This window comes from Rahnella contaminans (assembly GCF_011065485.1).
In the GTDB taxonomy this organism is placed as follows: domain Bacteria; phylum Pseudomonadota; class Gammaproteobacteria; order Enterobacterales; family Enterobacteriaceae; genus Rahnella; species Rahnella contaminans.
In genome coordinates this window covers 255,284-276,462 of record NZ_JAADJS010000005.1, presented here as the reverse complement: position 1 = coordinate 276,462, position 21,179 = coordinate 255,284, and the positions used below count along the sequence as shown (strand labels likewise).

Sequence of the window (21,179 nt, the reverse complement as noted above, 5' to 3'; positions counted from 1 at the left end):
CAGGTTACAGCACGCCCTGCGCCTGCATGGCATCCGCGACTTTCACGAAACCGGCGATATTGGCGCCGCGCACATACTGCGTCTGCCTGCCTTCACCGCCGTACTCCACGCATGAATGATGAATATCGAGCATGATGTGACGTAAGCGTGCGTCCACTTCTTCAGCTTTCCAGCTCAGACGCGCGGCGTTTTGTGCCATCTCCAGCCCGGACGTCGCCACGCCACCAGCATTGGCCGCTTTACCCGGCGCGAACAACACGCCCGCTTCAACGAACAGGTCAGTGGCTTCAATGGTCGTCGGCATATTTGCGCCTTCCGCCACGGCTTTTACGCCGTTGGCGATCAGCACCCGGGCCGCTTCCACGCCCAGCTCATTTTGGGTAGCGCACGGCAGCGCGATGTCTACCGGCACATTCCACGGCTGCTGGCCTTCGAGATACGTCAACCCCAGTTTTTGTGCGTAATCAGATACGCGGCCATCGCGGCTGGCTTTGATTTCCGCCAGCAGCGCCAGTTTTTCCGGCGTGAAACCGGCTTCATCGACCACGGTACCGTTTGAATCTGACGCCGTAATCACGCGCGCGCCCAGCGACATGGCTTTTTCAATCGCATATTGCGCCACGTTACCCGAGCCGGACACCGCCACGCGCATGCCTTCAAAATCCAGACCGTGACGTTTAAGCATGGATTCAGTGAAATAAATCAGGCCATAACCGGTGGCTTCCGGGCGGATCAGACTGCCGCCAAACGACAGGCCTTTACCGGTGAACACGCTCGCAGTGTTGTTGGAGAGTTTTTTCATCATCCCCGCCATATAACCGACTTCACGCCCACCGACGCCGATATCGCCCGCCGGTACGTCCGTATCCGGCCCAAGATGGCGATAAAGCTCCAGCATCAGCGCCTGACAAAAACGCATGATTTCGCCTTCGCTTTTACCTTTCGGATTGAAATCACTGCCGCCTTTCCCGCCGCCCATTGGCAGCGTGGTCAGCGCATTTTTAAACGTCTGTTCAAAACCGAGGAATTTCAGAATTGATAAATTGACCGACGGGTGGAAACGCATGCCACCTTTATACGGGCCGATGGCCGAGCTGAACTGCACGCGCCAGCCGCGATTTACCTGTACCTGATTTTTGTCATCAACCCACGCAATGCGGAACTGAATCACGCGCTCCGGTTCCACCAGACGTTCTAATAAAGAAGAACGCCGGTATTGCGGATTTTGTTCGAGGAACGGCCAGAGCGTGGTCATGACTTCACGAACGGCCTGAGAAAACTCGACCTGATGCGGGTCGCGTTGCTGAACTGAGGATAAGAACTGTTCGAGGGAATGAATTTGATCCATGAGGGTAAAACTCCGTTTCGTAAGTGATGTTGTCTTTGTTATTTGCTGCTTATTTTTTGACTATGCATCGACTGACAAGCGGACATCAAGTGATTTATTTACCCGATAAAAACCCTAGGATTTACGGCCTTCCAGCTTAAGTAATAATGCTTTGTTATCCAGACCACCCGCAAAACCGGTGAGTTTTCCGGACGCACCAATTACCCGATGGCACGGCGCGACAATGGAAATCGGGTTGCGGCCATTGGCGGCACCCACGGCACGGACGGCTTTCGGGCGGCCAATACGTCGGGCGATATCGCTGTAGCTGCGCGTTTCACCAAAGGGAATTTCCAGCAGTGCCGCCCAGACTTCTTTCTGAAACTCGGTGCCGGTGAAATCAAGATCCAGCTCAAAGCGCGTGCGTTTACCGGCAAAATATTCATTCAGCTGTTGTTCGGTTTTCAGCAAAATGGGAAACGTCGGGTCTTCCATCATTTCGCCCAGTTTCACCCGGCCATCGATTTCGCATTCCCACAAGATAGCCGTCAGCTTGTCGCCTTTTGCCGCCAGTGTGAGTAATCCGACCGGTGATTCTACCCGCTTAAATCTGTATTCCATTTGTGCTTTCCTCAGCCTGTTATACGCTGTCCACTTTACCGGAAAGCCGCGAAACAGACCAAGAGGCAAAACAGGGATTTGCGGGATGTCTTCCAGAGAATCTTCGAAAAATGAAAGCGTTACATTGTTGAATGTAACGCTTCAGGGGTAGGGATACTGCCGGAGAGAAATGTGGTTATTTCAGGCCCATCTGTGCCCGCAGCTCGGCTTTTGCGGCGTCAAATTCAGCTTTGAATTCAGGCTCTTCAGAAATTCTCTGCGCAATCAGCGCGGCACCGGTACGGCTCATCACGGTATCAGAACGGTAATGAAAACCGGCCACCAGGCGATTTTCGGCATAACCGGCGGCGCGGGTGAAAAGCGCATTACGTTTTTCCGGCACCATTTCGCCCAGCACGGTCGCCATCAGGTAACCAATGGTGGAGTGCCCGGAGGGCCATGAACCGGATTTGGATTTTTTAAGCAGTGGATGAATCTGCTCATCCAGCATATACGGGCGTGGGCGGTTAAACGCTTTCTTGGCGTGATCGTCCACCACGTCTTCCGTCGCGACGACGCGGTCAAACAGCGCGGCGGTTTTCGGCAGTTTTTCGGCTGTAAAATCAGGGCCCATCACATCGGCATAACGCCAGACGTTTTCTTCAGCATCGGCAATCGCCGCTTTTTCCTGTTCCGGCGTACGGGTCGCCTGAATTTCCAGTAATTCTTTCAGCTCGGCTTTGGTCTGAGCGGAATCATCAGCTGGTGGCGCAGGCAAATACTTCGTCAGATCAAGCTGTTCAGAAGTGATGAACGGCTTCGCTTCGTCAGCAGCCTGAACAACAAACGTCGAACCCAGAGTGAAAAGCAGTAAAGCGACAAGTGACTTACGCACGGTGAAACTCCTGATATTTTGAATATCAGGAGAATAGAGAAGGAATATGACGGTTAAATGACAAATTCAGCCCAGCAGGCCGAGTTTTCCGGTCAGCTTTCTGACGACTTTCTTTTTCCCCGCCAGCGCGATCCCCAGCAGCACTAAATCACCGGTTGGCACGATGGCGACCGCTTCACGAAACGCCGCATAGTCAGTGGTCTGCTGACCTTCGACCGGGAAAATAATGCCGTCCATATCATCGTCATTAAGCAGATGCTGATGCAGTTGCGTCAGTTGCTCCGCATCGGCCACTAACACGCTGATACCGATCGGGATCAGCCCCGGATGTTCACGGTTATCGGCATCAATCAGCGGCGCGCCCACCAGCGCCGGATGGCGTTGTCCGAGCGTCAGCGCCAGTACAGCGGCGGCATTAGCGGCATGTCCGGCGGCGAGTTGCTGGTTGATGACAATCACACAGCGTTCGGGCAGCGAAGATAAAGGGGTGGCAGGCGTATTCATTATGACAGGCTCCGTTTCAGTTGAAATCTGAGCTTAACCCGTCACTTTTTCTCAATCTGGAAGATTTGTGCACAGACGCCGGTAATGTGCTGGCGTGAGCTGATAAGCACGGCGGAACCAGCGCCCGAGGTGGCTCTGATCGGCAAACCCTAAATCTGCTGCGACGGTGGCCGGCGTGTGTCCGAGCGCCAGCCCCTCCCGCGCACGGGTGAGTTTCAGCTGAATAAGATACGCATGCGGCGGCAATCCGAATTCGGCTTTAAACGCACGGCTGACCACAAAACGGCTTTCACCGGTCGCCGCCGCCAGTTGCTCAAGGCCGATATCCTCGTGCAAATGCGCGTGCAGATATTCCCGCGCCCGATGCGCCACACGTGACCACGGCGCTTCGCCCTCCGGACGTGGTGGTTGCCAGGTGAGATGCCCGCCCAACGCACTGAGCAATCCGTCGAGCGCAGTCTGGCGGACGATACGCAAGTCATTGCCATGCAGTGCCTGAAACGCCAGCGACGTCGCCTGCGCCAGCTGCGGATCCTGCGCTAAGGTATTTTCGAAACTCGGGTCACCGGCAGAAGAAAGGGAATCGCGTCGTGCTGCCAGTTCGCGGCCCAGCCATTGCGGGTCGAGATACAACATGTGGTACGTAAAACCACCGGGCTGCACCGCATCGCCGTCGTGAATTTCGCCCGGCTCGAGCATAAACACTTTACCCGGCAGGCTCTGATGTTTCTGACGACGGCAGCTGAATTGCTGCAATCCGTATTGGGTAACGCCGACTAAATAGCTGTCATGCCAGTGAGGATCGTACGCATGGCCTTCGAAATGGGCGTGGATCGTCTCGATCCCGCTGTCTTTATCTTTCGATAAATCGACCCAGTTTGCAGACGCCATAGATCCCCCGCCGAATGAATTAACAACAGGGTAACAAATAGAAGGGAGAAAAAGAAATGAGGATATTGTGGTATGGCACGGTGTGCTCCCTCCCCTGCGAAGGGGAGGGTTGGGGTGGGGTATGAAGTTCAAAACCAAGAACTTAAAATGTATTTAAACAAAGTGTTAGCCCTTAAAACCCCCTCCCAACCTCACCCTTCGCAGGGGGAGGAGTTAAAACACTTAATGTTTCACACTTTCGATAAAGGTTTTACGGGCAGTTTTCGAACCCAGACGTTCGGCTTCATCGAGCAGTTTCAGGGCTTTATCAACGTCTCCGGCTTTCACTGCTTTCTTAATCGCGTCGTTAAAGTAGGTTTCTGAATCGCTGAGCATGGGTTCAGACGGTTTCGCCGGGGCTGCCACGGGTGCAGGTGCCTGGGTGCTGCCGACCACAACCGGCGCAGCGGCCGCCGGTGCGGATGACGGGAGGAACTGACCAATCATCACGTTACCGGTTTTCTGTTCAGCGGTGACTTTCAGGCTCAGCGTACCGGTTGGGGTGTGACGGGCAATCGGATCCGGGATATCCGGCACGGCGTTACCTACGCCAGCGGCGAAGGCTTTCGCCGGGTTCACCATCTGCGTAGTTTCAGCCAGATCCTGACGGGTGGTGTAAACCAGCAGATAAATTTGTTTCTGGCCCAGTGCAGGCGTCAGTTTCAGCGTGCCTTCCAGACGGTCGCTGGAGACGATACCTGGTTTCTGATACGGGAAATAGCTGGAAGGATAAAAGGCTGCCGGACGCATCTGCTCATCCAGCACCAGAACATTTGGCGCATACACGGTTTTACCGGTCGCGATACTGGTCAGCGTAATTTCAAGTGAACCCCGGTCGGCAGGCAATGCAAATGCCCCGACGGCACCCTGAATTTGCCCCTGATTAATCTGTGCGCTGGAGGTTCCAAGTGTCACATCCTGCGTCACTGGCGGAACCAGCGGCGTCCATGAAAGGTTGCGTAAGGTCTGGCTGGAAATCGCCGGAGCGGTATTCGCATCATTCTGCGCAGCATTCACGACCGCAGGTGCAGCAGCCAGCAGGCTCAGCGACAGACACAGTGACAGCAGATTCTTTTTCATTATTGTTTCCTTTGAAATCACCATGAAGGCTGGCGGTCATCAGCGGACAACCGCCAGCCAGCACATCTTCTTTACTGCTTGTACTTTTGAAAACTGGCAAAGATTCTCGACGTCATTTGAGTTGCAGGAAGGCGGCAACTGAACTCATCCCCGGGAGCATACACAAGTATGTGACCGGGGTGAGTGAGGGCAGCTAACGCACCTGCGGCTCAAAGGACAAAGAGAATTACCACCAGATTTCCATCTGGGCACCAAATGTCACTTCATCGTCATTACCACGGCTGAAGGTTCTTGTGCTGGTGTCATTCATCGCTAAACCATTGTTTGCGCCGCTGTCAGTGTCGTAGCCCCATTTTTCATCCCAGTTTGCGTAGGTTGCAAACACGCGGATGGCCGGACGTGACCAGATGCTGTCGCCAGCCTGCCATTGCTGCGCCAGGGTGACTTTGTACTGACCGTTGCGATCGCCGGTACGCTGGGATTTCACGTTGTCGTAACCGACTTCCAGCAAGGTGCTCATGATCGGGGTCCATTTGTACATCGGACGGACACCGACGGTATACCAGGTTGTCCCGTTATTGTTATCGCGGTCAACGTCCTGATACATCGCCACGTACATCAGGCTCCAGGTATCGTTGAAGTCGATGGCACCGTGGTCGAGAACGCGGATCATGCTGCCGTTGTTATCGATAGCGGCACCGTTGGAGTGGCCGTTTGCCGCGCCCTGACCCGGATCGGTCATGGAGTCAGAGGCGTATTGCAGTACGAATTTGTTATAGCCGTTGTAGATGCTTTGCGTGTGTTCCGCAGTTACCAGGAAACCGTCTTTGGTCGCATTGTCTGCGAAGGAATACCCGTCACGCGCATTGGCACGACCGTAATCCACACCTAATTCCAGCACGCCGCCCGGGTTAGTTTGCAGGCCTGCCAGACGAACGTCGAACACGTCGTTAGACGTTGGCACTTCGTTACGCTGATCGGCGATATAGCCGTAGGAACCGCCGCTTTCGGTGTTACGGGTCGCTGCCAGAGACAATTTACCAAAGCCCAGATCCACATCTTCCAGACCGGCACCCGGACCTGAAATATCCCAGTAGTAGAAGTCGATCATGTGAACGTCATGACGTTGGTAGAAACGCTTACCGGCCCAGATGGTGGAGCCCGGCAGCCATTCGATCAGGTTCTTACCCTTCACGTTTGCTTCGCGGAAAGCCGGATCGGTTGACTCCCAGTCGTTCTGCTGTGATACGGAATACGCTACGTTGGTGTCGAAGTAGAAGCTCTTATCCCCTTCTTTCCACACTTCCTGACCGAGTTTTAACTCCGCATAGGTTTCACACTCGTTACCCAGACGGTATTTACTGTCAGCGCCTGTCGCTTTGAAACATTGCTGCTCGCCGCCGCTGCCCGTCCAGCCAATGCCCGAACGGGCATAACCGGTAAAATCTACTGCCATTGCTTGTGTAGAAAGGATTCCGGCAGCCACTGCCAGCGCCAGGGAAGAACTACGCATTGTAATCATCATTTTCTCCTGTAGGGGATCGCGTGCTTTCAAACACCAGATTCGGGATGTAACCGGCGACATGCAGTTCCGTCCTCGCGGAACAGATGGCAGCGGTGTGGTGGCAACCCGATGGCGAATGTTGCACCTTCTTCTACCAGCACCACGTCGTTCTGGCGGTACACCAGGTTCTGACGAATTGCCGGAATTTGGATGTGGATCTGTGTTTCATTACCCAGTTGCTCGACGACCTGGACTTCACCGGAAAGCGTCACTTCCGCGACGTCGCTTGGCAGAAGATGTTCAGGACGGATACCCAGTGAAAGGTTGCTGCCGACTTTCACGTCGGTGCCTTCGACAGGCAGCCAGACCTGCTGACGGTTTGGCAACTCGACCTGCACGCGTGCAGGTTCAGCGCCGGTGACTTTCACCGGCAGGAAATTCATTTTCGGAGAGCCGATAAAACCGGCGACAAAACGGTTGGCGGGATAGTGATAGAGTTCGAGCGGCTTACCGACCTGCGCGATATGTCCGGCGTCGAGCACCACGATTTTATCGGCCAGCGTCATCGCCTCGACCTGATCGTGCGTCACGTAAATCATGGTGCGTTTCAGGCGTTTATGAAGACGGGAAATCTCGATACGCATCTGCACACGCAGCGCGGCATCGAGGTTGGAAAGCGGCTCATCGAGCAGGAATACCGTCGGTTCAGCGACCAGCGTACGGCCAATCGCCACGCGCTGACGTTGTCCGCCGGAAAGCGCTTTCGGGCGACGGTCGAGCAGATGCGCCAGCTGCAATACTTCGGAGACCTGATTCACCCGCTGGTTGATTTCAGCTTTTTTCGCGCCCGCCAGTTTCAGGCCGAAAGACATGTTTTCAGCGACGGACAAATGCGGATACAACGCATAAGACTGGAACACCATGCCGATCCCACGTTCCGCAGGTGGCACTTCGTTCATACGTTTATCACCAATCTTTAACTCACCTGAAGTGATGTCTTCCAGGCCGGCAATCATGCGCAGCAACGTCGATTTGCCGCAGCCCGATGGCCCGACAAACACTACAAATTCGCCCTCTTCGATTTCCAGATTGATGTCGCTGGAAATCACGGTTTCGCCAAAGGCTTTGTACACGCTGTTAAGGGAAACGCTCGCCATCCTGAACTCCTGTACTTGCTGCCAGCGGGAAATCTCAATGCAACGAAGAGTGAAGGATTAGCGGTTAAGCGTAATCATCCGTAACAAAGTTTTTCATGGGGGAGGAGCAGGGAGGATGACCAATTCATGCAACCGGATGAAAGTTCACGTCAAAAATCAAATTCGTGATCTGAATGGCAAAAAACGAACCATTTTTTTGAGTGATAAGCCACATAACGCCTGAGAGTGTCGGCGGGATCACATTCTGAGGGACGGGGGCGTAGAGGGGGGGATGATGAAGCCCTGACGGGTTAAATCCACACTGGCGTCGTACCTTGCCTTTTCCGTCTAAGACGGGAAGAAAACCGACTCCTAACAGGAATAAAAGGACTGGATTATGAGCCTCAGCATTAAGAAGATCATGAAAAATACACTGGCACTTTCGGCGCTGGCTACCCTGGTGCTGTCATCTTCCGCGTTTGCCAAAATAGAAGAAGGAAAGCTGGTCATCTGGATCAACGGTGACAAGGGCTATAACGGTCTGGCGGAAGTCGGTAAGAAGTTTGAGAAAGACACCGGCATTAAAGTCACGGTAGAACATCCGGACAAACTGGAAGAAAAATATCCGCAAGTGGCAGCCACCGGCGACGGCCCTGACATCATCTTCTGGGCGCACGACCGTTTTGGCGGTTACGCACAATCCGGCCTGCTGGCTGAAATCAGCCCGGATCAGGCCTTCAAAGACAAACTGTTCCCGTTCACCTGGGACGCCGTGACCTTTAACGGCAAGCTGATCGGCTACCCGGTTGCGGTCGAAGCGCTGTCGCTGATTTACAACAAAGACATCATTAAAGAAGCGCCAAAAACCTGGGAAGAAATCCCTGCGCTGGACAAAGAGCTGCGCGCCAAAGGCAAGAGCGCCATCATGTGGAACTTGCAGGAACCGTATTTCACCTGGCCAATCATTGCCGCTGACGGGGGTTACGCGTTCAAGTATGAAAACGGCAAATACAACATCAAAGACACCGGCGTAAATAACGCAGGTTCTCAGGCTGGCCTGCAATTCATCATCGATCTGGTGAAAAACAAACACATCAACGCCGACACCGACTATTCCATTGCCGAAGCCGCGTTCAACAAAGGCCAGACCGCGATGACCATCGACGGCCCGTGGGCATGGTCAAACCTCGACAAGAGTAAAATCAACTACGGCGTGACGCTGCTGCCGAGCTTCCACGGCAAACCGTCTAAACCGTTCGTCGGTGTACTGACTGCCGGGATCAACGCCGCCAGCCCGAACAAAGAACTCGCGAAAGAGTTCCTGGAAAACTATCTGATCACCGACGACGGTCTGGCTCTGGTCAACAAAGACAAACCACTGGGCGCCGTGGCGCTGAAAACGTATCAGGAACAGCTGGAAAAAGATCCGCGCATCGCCGCTACGATGGCTAACTCCAAGAATGGCGAAATCATGCCAAACATTCCGCAGATGAGCGCCTTCTGGTACGCAGAACGCAGCGCCATCATCAACGCAGTAAATGGCCGTCAGACTGTTCCTCAAGCCCTGAAAGACGTCGAAACACGCATTACCAAGTAATGCCGAAGCATTAGCTCAATGAACGGTGCGGGACTCACGGGTTCCGCGCCGTGAATAAAAGGATTTCCCTATGAATGCTCGAAAAAAACGGCCGTTCAGCACTGCGTTAAAATGGCTGGTGATCAGCCTGCTCGCCTGCTTTACCGGTTATCTGATCGTGCTGATGTATGCGCAGGGTGAAACCCTTTTTGCCGTTCTGACGCTGATACTGTCCAGCCTCGGCCTATACATTTACGGTAACCGTCACGCGTATTCATGGCGCTACGTTTACCCTGGACTTGCAGGAATGGGGCTGTTTGTCCTGTTCCCGCTGATTTGTACCATCGCGATCGCCTTCACCAACTACAGCAGCACCAACCAGCTGACGTTCGAACGTACGCAATCCGTTCTGATGGGACGTGAGTTTCAGGGCGGAAAAGCGCTGAACTTTGCCCTCTATCCGGCAGGTGATAAATGGCAGCTGGCGCTGACGTCAGCGGATAACAGCGAGACGCTGGTTTCTCCACCTTTCGCCTTTAACGCTTCTGCGCCACAAACGCTGGAGATGCTTCCGCAAACTGCCCCTTCTGCTGAAAAAGCCGGGCTGCGCGTAGTAACTCAAAACCGGGCGGCGCTGGGCCAGCTTTCGGCTCACTTACCCGACGGCGAAACGCTGCGCATGAGTTCCCTGCGCCAGTTCTCCGGCACGCAGCCGCTGTACAAGCTGGGCGAAGACCATAAGCAGCTGACCAACGTACAGACTGGCACGATTTATCGCCCGAACATGAAAACCGGTTTCTATCAGGCAGTGAATTCGCAGGGTGAATGGCAGGCCGAACAACTCAGCCCCGGTTTTACCGTCGGGATCGGCTGGGGAAATTTCCTGCGTGTACTGCATGACGAAGGGATCCAAAAACCCTTCCTGTCTATTTTCGTCTGGACGATTGTTTTCGCGCTGCTGACCGTGGTGCTGACCGTCGCCGTCGGCATGGTGCTGGCCTGCGTCGTGCAGTGGGAAGAGCTTAAAGGCAAAGCAGCGTACCGCATCCTGCTGATCCTGCCCTATGCGGTTCCGGCTTTTATTTCGATACTGATTTTCAAAGGGTTATTCAACCAGAGCTTCGGGGAAATCAACCTGATGCTCAGCGCGTTGTTTGGTATCAAACCGGCGTGGTTCAGCGATCCGATGACCGCCAAAAGCATGATCATTATCGTCAACACCTGGCTCGGTTATCCGTACATGATGATCCTGTGCATGGGCCTGCTGAAAGCCATTCCTGACGACCTTTATGAGGCGTCGGCAATGGACGGTGCCACGCCGATGCAGAATTTTTTCCGCATCACGCTGCCGCTGTTAATCAAGCCGCTGACGCCGCTGATGATCGCCAGTTTTGCCTTTAACTTTAATAACTTCGTGCTGATCCAGCTGCTGACCAACGGCGGCCCGGACATGCTCGGCACCACCACACCGGCCGGACACACCGATTTGCTGGTCAGTTATACCTACCGCATCGCCTTCGAAGGTGGCGGCGGGCAGGACTTCGGGCTGGCGGCGGCGATTGCCACGCTGATCTTCCTGCTGGTAGGCGCGCTGGCTATCGTGAACCTGAAAGCTTCACGCATGAAATTCGACTGAGGAGAAACAGAAAATGCCAATGGTTAAGCCTAAGTCGCAAAAAGTCAGATTACTGGTGACGCATCTTTTGCTGCTGTGCTTTCTGGCGCTGATCCTGTTCCCGCTGCTGATGGTGTTCGCCATCTCGCTGCGGCCGGGTAACTTCGCCACCGGCAGCCTGATCCCCGATCAGGTCTCGTGGGATCACTGGAAACTGGCGCTGGGAATTGCAGTGACCAACAGTGACGGCAGCATTACGCCGCCGCCCTTCCCTGTGATGCTGTGGTTGTGGAACTCGATCAAGATCGCCGGGATCACCGCCGTCGGGATCGTGGCGCTTTCCACTACCTGCGCCTACGCCTTTGCCCGTATGAAATTCCGCGGTAAAAGCTCGCTGCTTAAAGGGATGCTGATCTTCCAGATGTTCCCGGCGGTCCTTTCTCTGGTGGCGTTATACGCCCTTTTCGACCGCCTCGGCATGTACGTGCCGTTCCTCGGGCTGAACACCCACGGCGGCGTGATCTTCGCGTATATGGGCGGCATCGCATTGCACGTCTGGACCATCAAAGGGTATTTCGAAACCATCGACGGCTCGCTGGAAGAAGCCGCCTCACTCGACGGTGCCACTCCGTGGCAGGCCTTCCGCCTGGTGCTGCTGCCGCTGTCGGTGCCGATTCTGGCAGTGGTCTTTATTCTGTCATTCATCGCAGCGATTACCGAAGTGCCGGTAGCATCGCTGTTACTGCGCGACGTGAACAGCTACACCCTGGCGGTGGGTATGCAGCAGTATCTCAACCCGCAAAACTACCTGTGGGGCGACTTCGCGGCTGCCGCAATTCTGTCTGCCATCCCGATTACGGCAGTGTTCCTGATAGCCCAACGCTGGCTGGTCGGCGGCCTGACGGCAGGCGGGGTGAAAGGTTAACTGTTTTAAAATCTAATGCGCTTGTTCCATTTGTTTGATTCCCTGTGTCTTCAGCGGCCTGACAGGCCGCTTTTTTTTGTCTGAAAATTCATGGCTTACAGAGTGCTGAGGCGGGCTGCGATATCGCGCATGGCATTTCGCGCCGTCTGGCTGATTCCGCCAAGCTGGAAAAAACCGTGGATAACGCCCGGATAACGCTGCGCTGTGCAGCTGACGCCCTGTTCCGTCAGTCGGGTAAACAACATTTCACCTTCATCGCATAACGGATCGTATTCGGCTGTAATGATATACACCGGCGGCAGCCCGGAGAAATCATCACGCCATAACGGACTGACTTCGGGATGCATAAAATCCGTGTCAGGATAATAAGCTTCAAAACCGCTGAGCAACGTGTCGCTGGTGAGGACGTAATCAAAACCATTACGCTGATGGCTGGCAGATGACGCAGTGGCGTCAATCATCGGGTAAATCAGAACCAATTGCTGAGGCAACCAATGCCCCGCATCGCGCAGACGAAGCGCTGTTATAAGGGCAATATGTGCGCCCGCGCTGTCTCCCGCAAAGGCAAGGCGGCGGCGATCAACACCCAGCCTCCCGGCATGTTCCCGGATCAGATTTGCAGCACGTTCTGCATCATCATGCGCTGCCGGATAAACATGCTCAGGTGCCAAACGGTATTGAACTGCAATCACCCGACAGCCGCTGAAAAAGGCAAGCTGACGCAACTGATTATCATGCGTCGCAAAACCGCCACTCACAAAACAGCCGCCATGAAAATAGATCACCGCAGGCAGTATTTCATCCGCATTTGAAGGCGACACAACGCGCAATGAAATGCCATCGATAACCACATCTTCAACATTTACGCGCTGCTCGATCTCCCCTGCTAAAACCGTGCTATCAACATACCCGGCACGACGTGCCTCATAAGTCTGACTGCGTGATGACGGACGACCTGCGGCGATAAAATCACTAACGAGGGAGGCGATTTCGGGTTCCAGAGGCATGGGGGATCTTCCTGAGTGTGGGGGGAATTTAGGAGTGTAATGCGGCTATCAGAAAGAGGAAATATCTTGAAGCTACTATAACTAATGATCAACCCCAATCTGAAAATAAATTATATATATCGATGATTGTGCAAAAATAAATCAAATAAGATAGAATATCTCGGTTATTTTAAAAAACATAAGGATATAATGATGAGCACTAAATACCTTAATATATTAAAATTAATTGAGATTGAAGAAAAAAGAAAGAGAGTAAAAAAAGAAAAACATGACTCTGACGTATTTATCCTGCTTTTGTGTATTGTGTTAGTTGCCATTTCTGTAACACTTGCTTTTATCTATCATATAACTAAAAATGATTGGATTAAATTATCAAGTATAGTTCTACTTCTACTAGCTTATATCACTCTTCCTGTCATGAATGCATATAAAATCTACTCACACCGAGCAAAAATAAAAAGGTCATTTTCTCTGCCTTTTCGTGATTCAGTTGATCTCAATATAAAATCTGAGTTTTTTATAGATGGGAAATATCTCCCATACCTCACTAAATTGAAAAATGAAGAATTGCGACTAGGAATTTTAGAGGTCAAGCATGAAAGAACATGTCTGGAAAAACGAATGACACTTATGATCGGACCTATTGATAAGTTCGGTATTCTTCCTGGCGTCGTGGCTACCATAGCAACATTAATCAAAATCCCAGGTGCTTATAATTGGGTAACCGCTATCGCTTACGGGTATATAGGGCTAACCTTCATCTCAATATTTTTCTACCAACTAATAATGCGATATGACCGGATGATCGCACTGACTGAGTTAGCACTCGAAATTAAATCCGAAGCCTCGAAAATTTAAGCGAGGCTGTGGAATTACTTTATGTAGTCTGCTTTTATGCTAGCTCATCCTAAAGCTTTATAAACTGCATCAACAGGTTCTGAATAGAAGCTGATTTGGAATTTTGAGAACAGTTCTGCTGGAACCGATGGAATATCCATCGCGGAGGCCATTGGCAGTAAGATTTGACCTGCTCCCCGTTGATTAGTACACCCCGATGTTAGTAATGTCTTCATAAGCCACATGAGGACATCCCCATGAAGAAGCGTTTTTCCGACCAACAGATCATCAGTATTCTCCGCGAGGCTGAAGCCGGGGTATCCGCCCGTGAACTCTGCCGCAAGCACGCCATTTCCGATGCCACGCTTTACACATGGCGTAAGAAGTATGGCGGTATGGAGGTGCCCGAGGTTAAGCGCCTGAAGTCGCTTGAAGAAGAGAACGCCAGACTCAAAAAGCTGCTGGCCGAAGCCATGCTGGATAAGGAGGCGCTTCAGGTGGCTCTGGGGCGAAAGTACTGACGACAGACCAGAAGCGGGAAGCCGTGGTACTGATGTGTCATGCGACCGGTCTGTCGCAACGTCGTGCCTGCAGGCTGACAGGTTTGTCCCTGTCGACCTGCCGCTACGAAGCGCAGCGTCCGGCGTCAGATGCGCACTTATCCGGACGCATCACCGAACTGGCACTGGAGCGCAGACGTTTTGGCTACCGCCGCATCTGGCAGCTGCTGCGCCGCGAAGGGCTTCATGTCAATCACAAGCGCGTGTACCGGCTTTATCATCTCAGTGGCCTGGGGGTAAAACGTAGACGACGACGTAAAGGGCTGGCAACAGAACGTCTGCCGCTGCTCCGCCCGGCGGCACCCAATCTAACCTGGTCGATGGATTTCGTCATGGATGCGCTGGCGACCGGTCGGAGGATCAAGAGCCTGACCTGCGTGGATGACTTCACGAAGGAGTGCCTGACTGTAACCGTTGCCTTCGGGATTTCAGGCGTGCAGGTCACGCGTATTCTGGACAGTATTGCGCTGTTTCGCGGCTATCCGGCGACGATAAGAACTGATCAGGGCCCGGAATTTACCTGCCGCGCGCTCGATCAATGGGCCTTTGAGCATGGCGTGGAGCTGCGACTTATCCAGCCCGGCAAGCCGACACAGAACGGATTCATTGAGAGTTTTAACGGACGCTTTCGCGATGAATGCCTGAATGAACACTGGTTCAGTGACGTCAGTCATGCAAGGAAAATTATCAGTGAATGGCGTCAGGATTATAATGAGTGCCGCCCGCACTCAGCGCTGAATTATCAGACGCCGTCTGAATTTGCGGTGGGCTGGAGGAAGGGTAATTCTGAGAGTGAAGGATCCGACATTACTAACTGAGCGTTGTATCTAACCTTGGGGGCAGGTCAGCGAGACATCGCGCAAAAATAGATAGGGGGATTGTACTGTTCTTGAATAGATCATGCCATCTTCAACTCAGGTATTCATGACACGCCGCATAGCAGAAGGGATATCGTTCAGGCTAGAAATGCATCTACATAATGGATTTTTTAATTTCCGTATATTACACATAGGGATAAAAAGAGAAGGGAAGGATTTCAGGTATAAAAAAAGCCACCCGTGGGTGACTTGATTTTCATACTAATGGTGCGAAGGCCGGACTCGAATTTCACACCTAATAAACTGATATCAGTGTATTTTATAAGCAGGAATAAATAGTTATACCCGCACTTGTACCCACAAGTTAAAATCCGTATAAAAAATAGACATCACGAATGGGTATAAAGCCATACAAGTAGAACACCGATATGGCAGTCAACGCAAGATTCAGGCAGGCAGGAACGTTTTCTTCAGAGGTATCAATTACCATCCACTCAGAACAAAGTCAGATTTGGCTGCGAAATGAACGTTAACTCTTGCTTTGCTTTGCTAGTTCCCATGGCAAATCTCTGCGTCTATTTACTGGTTTTAGAGTACCCTCGTTTCTCAATTGTTGAGCGGCCCAACGAATGTCATATTGCCACGTATACAACATATCGCCGGAATCCCTAAGCTCAGCCTCGTAGCTGTCCCATACATACTTTGAGACTTCACGTGGCCAAGCACTACCACCCCGTTCCTGAAGACACTCGATGATCCATTTTTTCATGCTTTCCCTGGTTACAATCATTTCTCCTAACCTTCACTCGTTGATCGATACATCACAATACTAACATTGACAGCTTCTGGTACAAGGTGGGCAGAATCTAAGCACTTGTAGTCAGCTATGAGCGAAGAGAAGACATTCGCAGTATGATGAAGTTATTACTTAAAACTTGGCGTATTAAACACAGTAAGCAGATCAGCGCAGCTAGCTTTATTTTATAGCTTTGATGATGGCTATCAGTCTGAATTTTCTACTCATGCATTAGTCGATTACATCCATTGTATGGCTGAACATTGGGTTGCCGAAAAAAATTGACAAAACATAACCTGTTTGTAACTATACCTGTGCCCATATAGCTCAAATTTGGTAGAGCGCCTTTAAATCTGCATCTATTGAGGTTTGAAGGAGGTTCCTGGTTCAATTCCAGGTATGGAAAAAATATTTTCTAAGTGTTTTTTCCATACTTGTGAGTCACAAATTTCATCCTAAGGCGTGTTATGGATAGAGCCCAACAACTTATCGTGTTCCAATCTCAAACAAAGAACGTAAAAGAATTGGATCGCGCTTGGCGCATCGCTAAGATTGGTTTGAATCTTGCCTTAAAAAATGATCGAGTTACCGAGGCAAGAATCCATACGAAAACTCTTTCGCTAATTTATTCTGCTTGGACTGAGGCGTTATTCTCAAAATTAATTCATACACCTTATGGTTTTGAATTAAGCGAAATAGAGGATATAAAAAACAGGAAAGGAATGGAGGCTAAATGGCGTAGGTGCTTAAAACTAGCTCACGCTAAAGTTTTATCAGCACCAACATTCAATCCTGTTCAATTATCTTCCGCTGAGACTTATATTAAAAAATTAATCATTGACTATGTGAAAACGCCAAGCACACTCAGGAATAGGATTGCTCATGGACAATGGGTTGTCGCTTTTAAAAGTGATAGTGTAACAGATATAAGTTCTGACCTGACACTAACCATTGAAGAGTTAAATGTGGTCGCTCTAGACAATTTAAAAATGGGTTTTAAAGGGTTGGCTGATATTATAGAAGCTATGATTGAGTCACCAAACAATGCTTTTGTGAAAGACTATACTAAAGTTGAATCCGATTTAAAAAGTAACCTGTCAAGACGTAGTGGATACACATTGGCAGGGCATATTCAGCGTTTAAAAGATAAATATGCTTATCGACTTTTAAAACCGACACGGCTAGCAAATTGTATCTGTGCTATCCAAGATGATGGCTAATTTTATTTTTTTAATATAGCGTGCTTCGTATTGTGAAGGCTCTCAATATTTAGAGCCTTTCTATTCAATTTCTTATGTAGCCAAATCCCTAAATCCCACCTCCTATCAAACAATTCCCTAACCCAAACCCCTAACTAAATTTTTCTTTCGCAATACGTAGGTATTTATTACGCCAGATGCCAAATATTAATTTTTTAAAACAATTCATATTGACAGATTAATTTCCTGTGTAGCTAATTACTGTGGCGAGAAATTATTTTCCTCATGTGAGGAAATATTGTGTTTAAATTAAATCCTATGTTACTAATCTTTGTAGCAGGCAAAGTTTGATGTCCCCTATTTCATTGTCAAGGCTGAAACTGGTTATTCCTGATCATGACTGGAGAATATTCAGAACCAGGAGCAATAGCGTGAGTGGTATCACGAAAATGTTTTTCTTATTGGTGTCAGCAACGTCCGGTTTTGGCACGAAGCAGACCGCATGAGGCACCGTTAGGTCAGCTTTGAGAGAAAAGCGGAAGTTGGTGATGCCAACCATCGTCAAGGTGGGCATGACTGGTATTGATATATTTTATTGAACGGGAAGCAGGTCACTACGCCGTCGCGATGCGGCATCACAGCCAGGAATCTCAGAACGTCAGGCGTGACGGCTTATCAATTGTTACCAGGTTTCAGGTGCCGAAGGACTTGTCATCCGCAAATGCGGTCAGTCCACCAACCGCCGATTGACCGAATCTCTCAAACTTGAAGCAACCCGAGGCATGTTAAAAATCTGCATAGGATCACGTTGAACTGTTACTCCACTCATTCACACCATCAATAACTCAACTGGCTGATTCATAAATTAGTAACCTGCATGTTTCACACTTTTCAAAAATGCTTTCATATTTTCATTAGGTTGCTCAATTTCGAAGTTACTTCCATATCGCTCTTGTAATTTTGGCCATAACTTACTTAATAACCCTCCCCTGCGATAAAATGGATGTATCCAAACGGTAGATAGGTACGGGTAATTTGCGTTTGAAATGTTTATTGTGACCAGCCCAACTAAACATTGGCGATAACCACTATTATCAAGTGATTGTATTTCTTTGATGAACGGATACGCAACAACATCAATCCAGCCATTATCGGTTGTATCCCATTGCATTCCGTCATGACATTCCTTTGACTGATAGCGGCGTAACGCTACACACGCGAGCTTCTGCCAATATGGAGAATTAATTTTGATCTCTTCATCATATGACTCGCCTACTGGAGCGGGTATTGGTCTGATTAATCCAGCATGGCATTCATCATAGAACTTCATGTCTGCCTCAACAACGTTGTTTGCGTTGGATTGTTCCATGTGCGCGCCATTCAAAAATAGTTCAGATAGTAGTGTGTCTACACTGTACTCTTTATTGATGATCGTCGGCTGAGAGTTTTTCTTATTAAGGCCGCGAGTGACGGTTTTTTGATCAATGTTAACAACATGGAATAACCCGTCGGGGAGGCTAGCAAACCACGATGGGGCATCTGACCAGAATAGAATGCCTTTTGTAACTCTTAAGAGTTTAATTAAATTAATACAGGCTTCTTCACTAGTTCTACCGTTAATGTGAAGCATGTTAGGAATAAAGTAATATTTATCCGTATCAGGGTACGCAGCTTCACAAAATTCCTGTACATACTTCAGCACCTGGTTCCTACAGAAGTCATCATAGCTGGTAACAACTAAGGGGGTATCCTCACTACTATTATCATTATCAATCATGCAATCTATAGCAAGACTTACTGCTTTGCGTATCACTTCTGTTGAATCTAACGAATCTAAAAAATTTTTCTTGCGTGAACGAATATCCATGTATGACCTGCGCTATTAAAATTCAAGAATAAACGGATTGTGAACTGCTTTTAATATGGTGGTTTTATTCGTTGCTACAATGATTTGTGCAACAATTGTACCACGGCGGAATACAGGGCATGACCTGCACTCTTTAACTAACATACCATGTGCCATCAATGTCCGCTATTGGCACAAAGCGGACACTAAGTCTCCGTTTAAAGTCAACTTGGTAAAGACTATGCCGATAGCAGATGAGTAAGTAACATTTGCCAGATAGCGACAGGTGGCGGGCATGACTTCGCTGCACGCAGAGTTGTTGCAGGTAGAAACTTCATTGATGGCTCCCGTGAAAGAGATTAAAGTTGAGTGGGATAAACAGCGATGTATACGTAGCCGCAACTACCAAGCGTATCGGCTTCGCAGGTGAGTCCGTTGTGGTAAAGCGTGACACAGTGCTGATGCCGTGAAGAGAGTTCTCCGCTGGTGAGCATCAGCTCCAGTTGCTTGAGTATCAACGGAAAGGCTTGATCCAGGTGCAGCGCGTCATCATCGCTGAAAGCACCGTTAAACCCGGCTCGGTCAGCGAGAAAGTGCACTCGACTGCCTTCCTGTACCAGACGAGCGCCAAAACAGGGTGTAATAGCGCGTTTAAGCCCCCACTGCTGACAGGTGGGATTCTCCGGTTTGGTACCGGGGTCTGAGTGATTGTTCATTATTGTTCCTGATTAAAGGGAAGGATTAATTGAGAGTGACACTTCTAAGAATGACATAGGGACCATTGCGGTCCTGACGGCGTTCAGCAAACACGGCCAGAACACCGCGTATGTCCTGAACTTCCCGGCCAGCATAATGGCAGATACTTCCAGACCATTTATATTTGCCGGTACAGAAGTGAAACAGCCGGGAGCCTGGATGCTGTCGGTACAAAGCCATTGCCTGGCGTTTACTGATGATTTTCATATCCACCCTCGCTCCGCAAACGACACAATGCCATCTGAACCGACGACCAAATGATCAAGCGTGTTCACATCAACCAGTGCCAGGGATTCTTTAAGCCTACCGGTAATGTTGCGATCGCATTGGCTGGGCTCTGGGTCGCCGGATGGATGGTTATGCGCCAGCACGACAGCTGCTGCATTGAAGCGAAGCGCTGACTTCACTACCTCTCGAGGATGGACCTCGACATGGTTAATCGAACCGGCAAATAGCGTTTCACTCTCCAGTAAACGATGCTGGTTATCGAGATAGAGCACCATAAACACTTCCCGTTCTTGTCCTGCCAGCTGTAACCGAAGCCAGTCACGGGCTCCCGTACTTGAGGTAAATGATATGCCTGGCTGACGAAGATATTTATCCAGCAGGTTGATAGCGCGGCGGATGGTCCGTTGGGCATAGGGCGTCAATCCAGATGTCGCGGGGAGCAGACAACCATGCTGGGCCATAACCGTCAGCGGAAAGAGTTCAGGCTGCGATGACACCGGGGATAATACGGTATTCATGTCAGGCATTCCTCTGTCAATGAGATACATAATGGCGCTGCATTCCGGATGGTTCAGCGCGTAGTCGCGTAAGCGATAATAGTGCTCAGTCATCGCGTCACATTCGGTACGACAGGCATGGTGGCTGTATGCCATCAGGCAAACGACTATCCCTGCAGCTTCGCGGGGGAGTCCAGCCCCGTTACCGTTCATTCTGTTAAACAGCGTCCATTTATCTTCGTTGTCTTCATCAGCCTCCGGGGCCATAAACGCGCCCCCGTTGTTAAGCGTATAAAAGGTCCAGATGCCGCCGTGATAATCGGAACACAGACCGTCCATCCAGGCGAAGATTTGGGGCTCAAGTGTTATCCATTGCGGGATGCTGCCAAAGTGCTGCGGCCAGAAGTGGATACGCTGCTCGTCGGCAACAACAGCGGGGGAAATGATGAGTTCAGTTGTGGTGTCAGTCATGGGTTTCTCCGGTAATGAAAAGCCAGCGGTTCAGGCTGGCGGGTCAGGGGAAAAATGAATGCGTGGCAATGT

19 protein-coding genes and 4 pseudogenes are annotated in these 21,179 nt (G+C 50.6%); 7 read left to right on the top strand and 16 right to left on the bottom strand.

The features are described from left to right. Positions 1-4: 4 nt before the first annotated feature. The 8 genes from gdhA to malK form a co-directional block, all read right to left on the bottom strand. Entirely contained in the window at positions 5-1,348 is a 1,344-nt protein-coding gene (gene gdhA / locus GW579_RS20505; RefSeq protein WP_165061456.1) for an NADP-specific glutamate dehydrogenase, read from the bottom strand. 114 nt (positions 1,349-1,462) lie between these two features. Further along, a complete protein-coding gene (locus tag GW579_RS20500) occupies positions 1,463-1,948 on the bottom strand; it encodes a methylated-DNA--[protein]-cysteine S-methyltransferase (protein WP_152327266.1) in 486 nt (161 codons plus the stop codon). A 175-nt stretch (positions 1,949-2,123) separates the two neighbouring features. Continuing rightward, entirely contained in the window at positions 2,124-2,822 is a 699-nt protein-coding gene (locus GW579_RS20495; RefSeq protein WP_152327267.1) for an acid phosphatase, read from the bottom strand. Positions 2,823-2,888: 66 nt separating this feature from the next. After that, positions 2,889-3,326, bottom strand: coding sequence for a DUF2000 domain-containing protein (locus GW579_RS20490; protein ID WP_165061452.1), 438 nt, complete (start codon positions 3,324-3,326; stop codon positions 2,889-2,891). 51 nt (positions 3,327-3,377) lie between these two features. Beyond that, a complete protein-coding gene (locus GW579_RS20485; protein ID WP_165061450.1) occupies positions 3,378-4,217 on the bottom strand; it encodes an AraC family transcriptional regulator in 840 nt (279 codons plus the stop codon). 222 nt (positions 4,218-4,439) lie between these two features. After that, complete coding sequence (malM, locus tag GW579_RS20480) at positions 4,440-5,336, bottom strand: maltose operon protein MalM (RefSeq protein WP_165061447.1); 897 nt, start codon at positions 5,334-5,336, stop codon at positions 4,440-4,442. A gap of 226 nt (positions 5,337-5,562) precedes the next feature. After that, the gene (locus GW579_RS20475) at positions 5,563-6,861 is read right to left on the bottom strand and encodes a maltoporin (RefSeq protein WP_165061444.1); all 1,299 of its coding nucleotides are present in this window, start codon (positions 6,859-6,861) and stop codon (positions 5,563-5,565) included. A 26-nt stretch (positions 6,862-6,887) separates the two neighbouring features. Next, a complete protein-coding gene (gene malK, locus GW579_RS20470) occupies positions 6,888-7,997 on the bottom strand; it encodes a maltose/maltodextrin ABC transporter ATP-binding protein MalK (protein ID WP_120133221.1) in 1,110 nt (369 codons plus the stop codon). A 376-nt stretch (positions 7,998-8,373) separates the two neighbouring features. On the opposite strand from malK, the gene malE reads away from it, so the two are divergent. The 3 genes from malE to malG all read left to right on the top strand — a co-directional run bounded on the left by malE (position 8,374) and on the right by malG (position 12,092). After that, positions 8,374-9,573 carry a maltose/maltodextrin ABC transporter substrate-binding protein MalE gene (malE, locus tag GW579_RS20465; RefSeq protein WP_165061442.1) on the top strand — a complete coding sequence of 400 codons (1,200 nt, stop codon included), beginning with the start codon at positions 8,374-8,376 and terminating at the stop codon, positions 9,571-9,573. Between the two features lie 70 nt (positions 9,574-9,643). Then, positions 9,644-11,188, top strand: a complete 1,545-nt coding sequence (gene malF, locus GW579_RS20460; RefSeq protein ID WP_165061439.1) for a maltose ABC transporter permease MalF — start codon at positions 9,644-9,646, stop codon at positions 11,186-11,188. Positions 11,189-11,201: 13 nt separating this feature from the next. Further along, on the top strand, positions 11,202-12,092 hold the full coding sequence (gene malG / locus GW579_RS20455) for a maltose ABC transporter permease MalG (protein WP_165061437.1): 891 nt from the start codon (positions 11,202-11,204) through the stop codon (positions 12,090-12,092). Between the two features lie 95 nt (positions 12,093-12,187). Here malG and GW579_RS20450 read toward each other — a convergent pair whose 3' ends face one another. Then, entirely contained in the window at positions 12,188-13,099 is a 912-nt protein-coding gene (locus GW579_RS20450) for an alpha/beta hydrolase (protein ID WP_165061434.1), read from the bottom strand. A gap of 189 nt (positions 13,100-13,288) precedes the next feature. Here GW579_RS20450 and GW579_RS20445 point away from each other — a divergent pair, with 189 nt between their 5' ends. Next, positions 13,289-13,957 (top strand): hypothetical protein, encoded by a 669-nt coding sequence (locus tag GW579_RS20445; RefSeq protein WP_152327276.1) that lies wholly within the window; start codon positions 13,289-13,291, stop codon positions 13,955-13,957. A gap of 44 nt (positions 13,958-14,001) precedes the next feature. Here GW579_RS20445 and GW579_RS23855 read toward each other — a convergent pair. Continuing rightward, a pseudogene (locus GW579_RS23855) lies at positions 14,002-14,133 on the bottom strand (hypothetical protein); the annotation flags it as partial. Between the two features lie 60 nt (positions 14,134-14,193). On the opposite strand from GW579_RS23855, the gene GW579_RS20440 reads away from it, so the two are divergent. From GW579_RS20440 to GW579_RS20430, 3 genes and pseudogenes are all read left to right on the top strand, one after another. Next, a protein-coding gene (locus GW579_RS20440) for an IS3 family transposase (protein WP_165061431.1) occupies positions 14,194-15,314 on the top strand; the annotation gives its coding sequence in 2 pieces (ribosomal slippage) (positions 14,194-14,452 and positions 14,452-15,314; 1,122 coding nt in all). A gap of 1,263 nt (positions 15,315-16,577) precedes the next feature. Continuing rightward, on the top strand, positions 16,578-17,330 hold the full coding sequence (locus GW579_RS20435; RefSeq protein WP_115644088.1) for a hypothetical protein: 753 nt from the start codon (positions 16,578-16,580) through the stop codon (positions 17,328-17,330). Positions 17,331-17,917: 587 nt separating this feature from the next. After that, positions 17,918-18,076 (top strand): annotated as a pseudogene (locus tag GW579_RS20430) (ISNCY family transposase); the annotation flags it as partial. 98 nt (positions 18,077-18,174) lie between these two features. Here the strand turns inward: GW579_RS20430 and GW579_RS20425 are convergent. The 6 genes and pseudogenes from GW579_RS20425 to GW579_RS20400 all read right to left on the bottom strand — a co-directional run. Then, positions 18,175-19,176, bottom strand: coding sequence for a hypothetical protein (locus tag GW579_RS20425; RefSeq protein ID WP_115644089.1), 1,002 nt, complete (start codon positions 19,174-19,176; stop codon positions 18,175-18,177). Positions 19,177-19,403: 227 nt separating this feature from the next. Beyond that, positions 19,404-19,493 (bottom strand): annotated as a pseudogene (locus GW579_RS20420) (TA system toxin CbtA family protein); the annotation flags it as partial. A 21-nt stretch (positions 19,494-19,514) separates the two neighbouring features. After that, entirely contained in the window at positions 19,515-19,871 is a 357-nt protein-coding gene (locus GW579_RS20415) for a type IV toxin-antitoxin system YeeU family antitoxin (protein WP_165061428.1), read from the bottom strand. Between the two features lie 25 nt (positions 19,872-19,896). Further along, on the bottom strand, positions 19,897-20,118 hold the full coding sequence (locus GW579_RS20410) for a DUF987 domain-containing protein (RefSeq protein ID WP_071600415.1): 222 nt from the start codon (positions 20,116-20,118) through the stop codon (positions 19,897-19,899). Next, complete coding sequence (radC, locus tag GW579_RS20405) at positions 20,115-20,657, bottom strand: RadC family protein (protein WP_165061620.1); 543 nt, start codon at positions 20,655-20,657, stop codon at positions 20,115-20,117. The genes GW579_RS20410 and radC overlap by 4 nt, the downstream gene beginning before the upstream one ends. Positions 20,658-20,672: 15 nt before the next feature. Next, positions 20,673-21,107 (bottom strand): annotated as a pseudogene (locus tag GW579_RS20400) (antirestriction protein); the annotation flags it as partial. Between the last annotated feature and the right edge of the window lie 72 nt (positions 21,108-21,179).

What these genes read in the sequence shown, in the direction of transcription:
- gdhA (WP_165061456.1), bottom strand. Translation starts at nt 1,348, where the DNA reads ATGGATCAAATTCATTCCCTCGAACAGTTCTTATCCTCAGTTCAGCAA.
- GW579_RS20500 (WP_152327266.1), bottom strand. Translation starts at nt 1,948, where the DNA reads ATGGAATACAGATTTAAGCGGGTAGAATCACCGGTCGGATTACTCACA.
- GW579_RS20490 (WP_165061452.1), bottom strand. Translation starts at nt 3,326, where the DNA reads ATGAATACGCCTGCCACCCCTTTATCTTCGCTGCCCGAACGCTGTGTG.
- GW579_RS20485 (WP_165061450.1), bottom strand. Translation starts at nt 4,217, where the DNA reads ATGGCGTCTGCAAACTGGGTCGATTTATCGAAAGATAAAGACAGCGGG.
- malM (WP_165061447.1), bottom strand. Translation starts at nt 5,336, where the DNA reads ATGAAAAAGAATCTGCTGTCACTGTGTCTGTCGCTGAGCCTGCTGGCT.
- GW579_RS20475 (WP_165061444.1), bottom strand. Translation starts at nt 6,861, where the DNA reads ATGATGATTACAATGCGTAGTTCTTCCCTGGCGCTGGCAGTGGCTGCC.
- malK (WP_120133221.1), bottom strand. Translation starts at nt 7,997, where the DNA reads ATGGCGAGCGTTTCCCTTAACAGCGTGTACAAAGCCTTTGGCGAAACC.
- malE (WP_165061442.1), top strand. Translation starts at nt 8,374, where the DNA reads ATGAGCCTCAGCATTAAGAAGATCATGAAAAATACACTGGCACTTTCG.
- malF (WP_165061439.1), top strand. Translation starts at nt 9,644, where the DNA reads ATGAATGCTCGAAAAAAACGGCCGTTCAGCACTGCGTTAAAATGGCTG.
- malG (WP_165061437.1), top strand. Translation starts at nt 11,202, where the DNA reads ATGCCAATGGTTAAGCCTAAGTCGCAAAAAGTCAGATTACTGGTGACG.
- GW579_RS20450 (WP_165061434.1), bottom strand. Translation starts at nt 13,099, where the DNA reads ATGCCTCTGGAACCCGAAATCGCCTCCCTCGTTAGTGATTTTATCGCC.
- GW579_RS20445 (WP_152327276.1), top strand. Translation starts at nt 13,289, where the DNA reads ATGATGAGCACTAAATACCTTAATATATTAAAATTAATTGAGATTGAA.
- GW579_RS20435 (WP_115644088.1), top strand. Translation starts at nt 16,578, where the DNA reads ATGGATAGAGCCCAACAACTTATCGTGTTCCAATCTCAAACAAAGAAC.
- GW579_RS20425 (WP_115644089.1), bottom strand. Translation starts at nt 19,176, where the DNA reads ATGGATATTCGTTCACGCAAGAAAAATTTTTTAGATTCGTTAGATTCA.
- GW579_RS20415 (WP_165061428.1), bottom strand. Translation starts at nt 19,871, where the DNA reads ATGAACAATCACTCAGACCCCGGTACCAAACCGGAGAATCCCACCTGT.
- GW579_RS20410 (WP_071600415.1), bottom strand. Translation starts at nt 20,118, where the DNA reads ATGAAAATCATCAGTAAACGCCAGGCAATGGCTTTGTACCGACAGCAT.
- radC (WP_165061620.1), bottom strand. Translation starts at nt 20,657, where the DNA reads ATGAATACCGTATTATCCCCGGTGTCATCGCAGCCTGAACTCTTTCCG.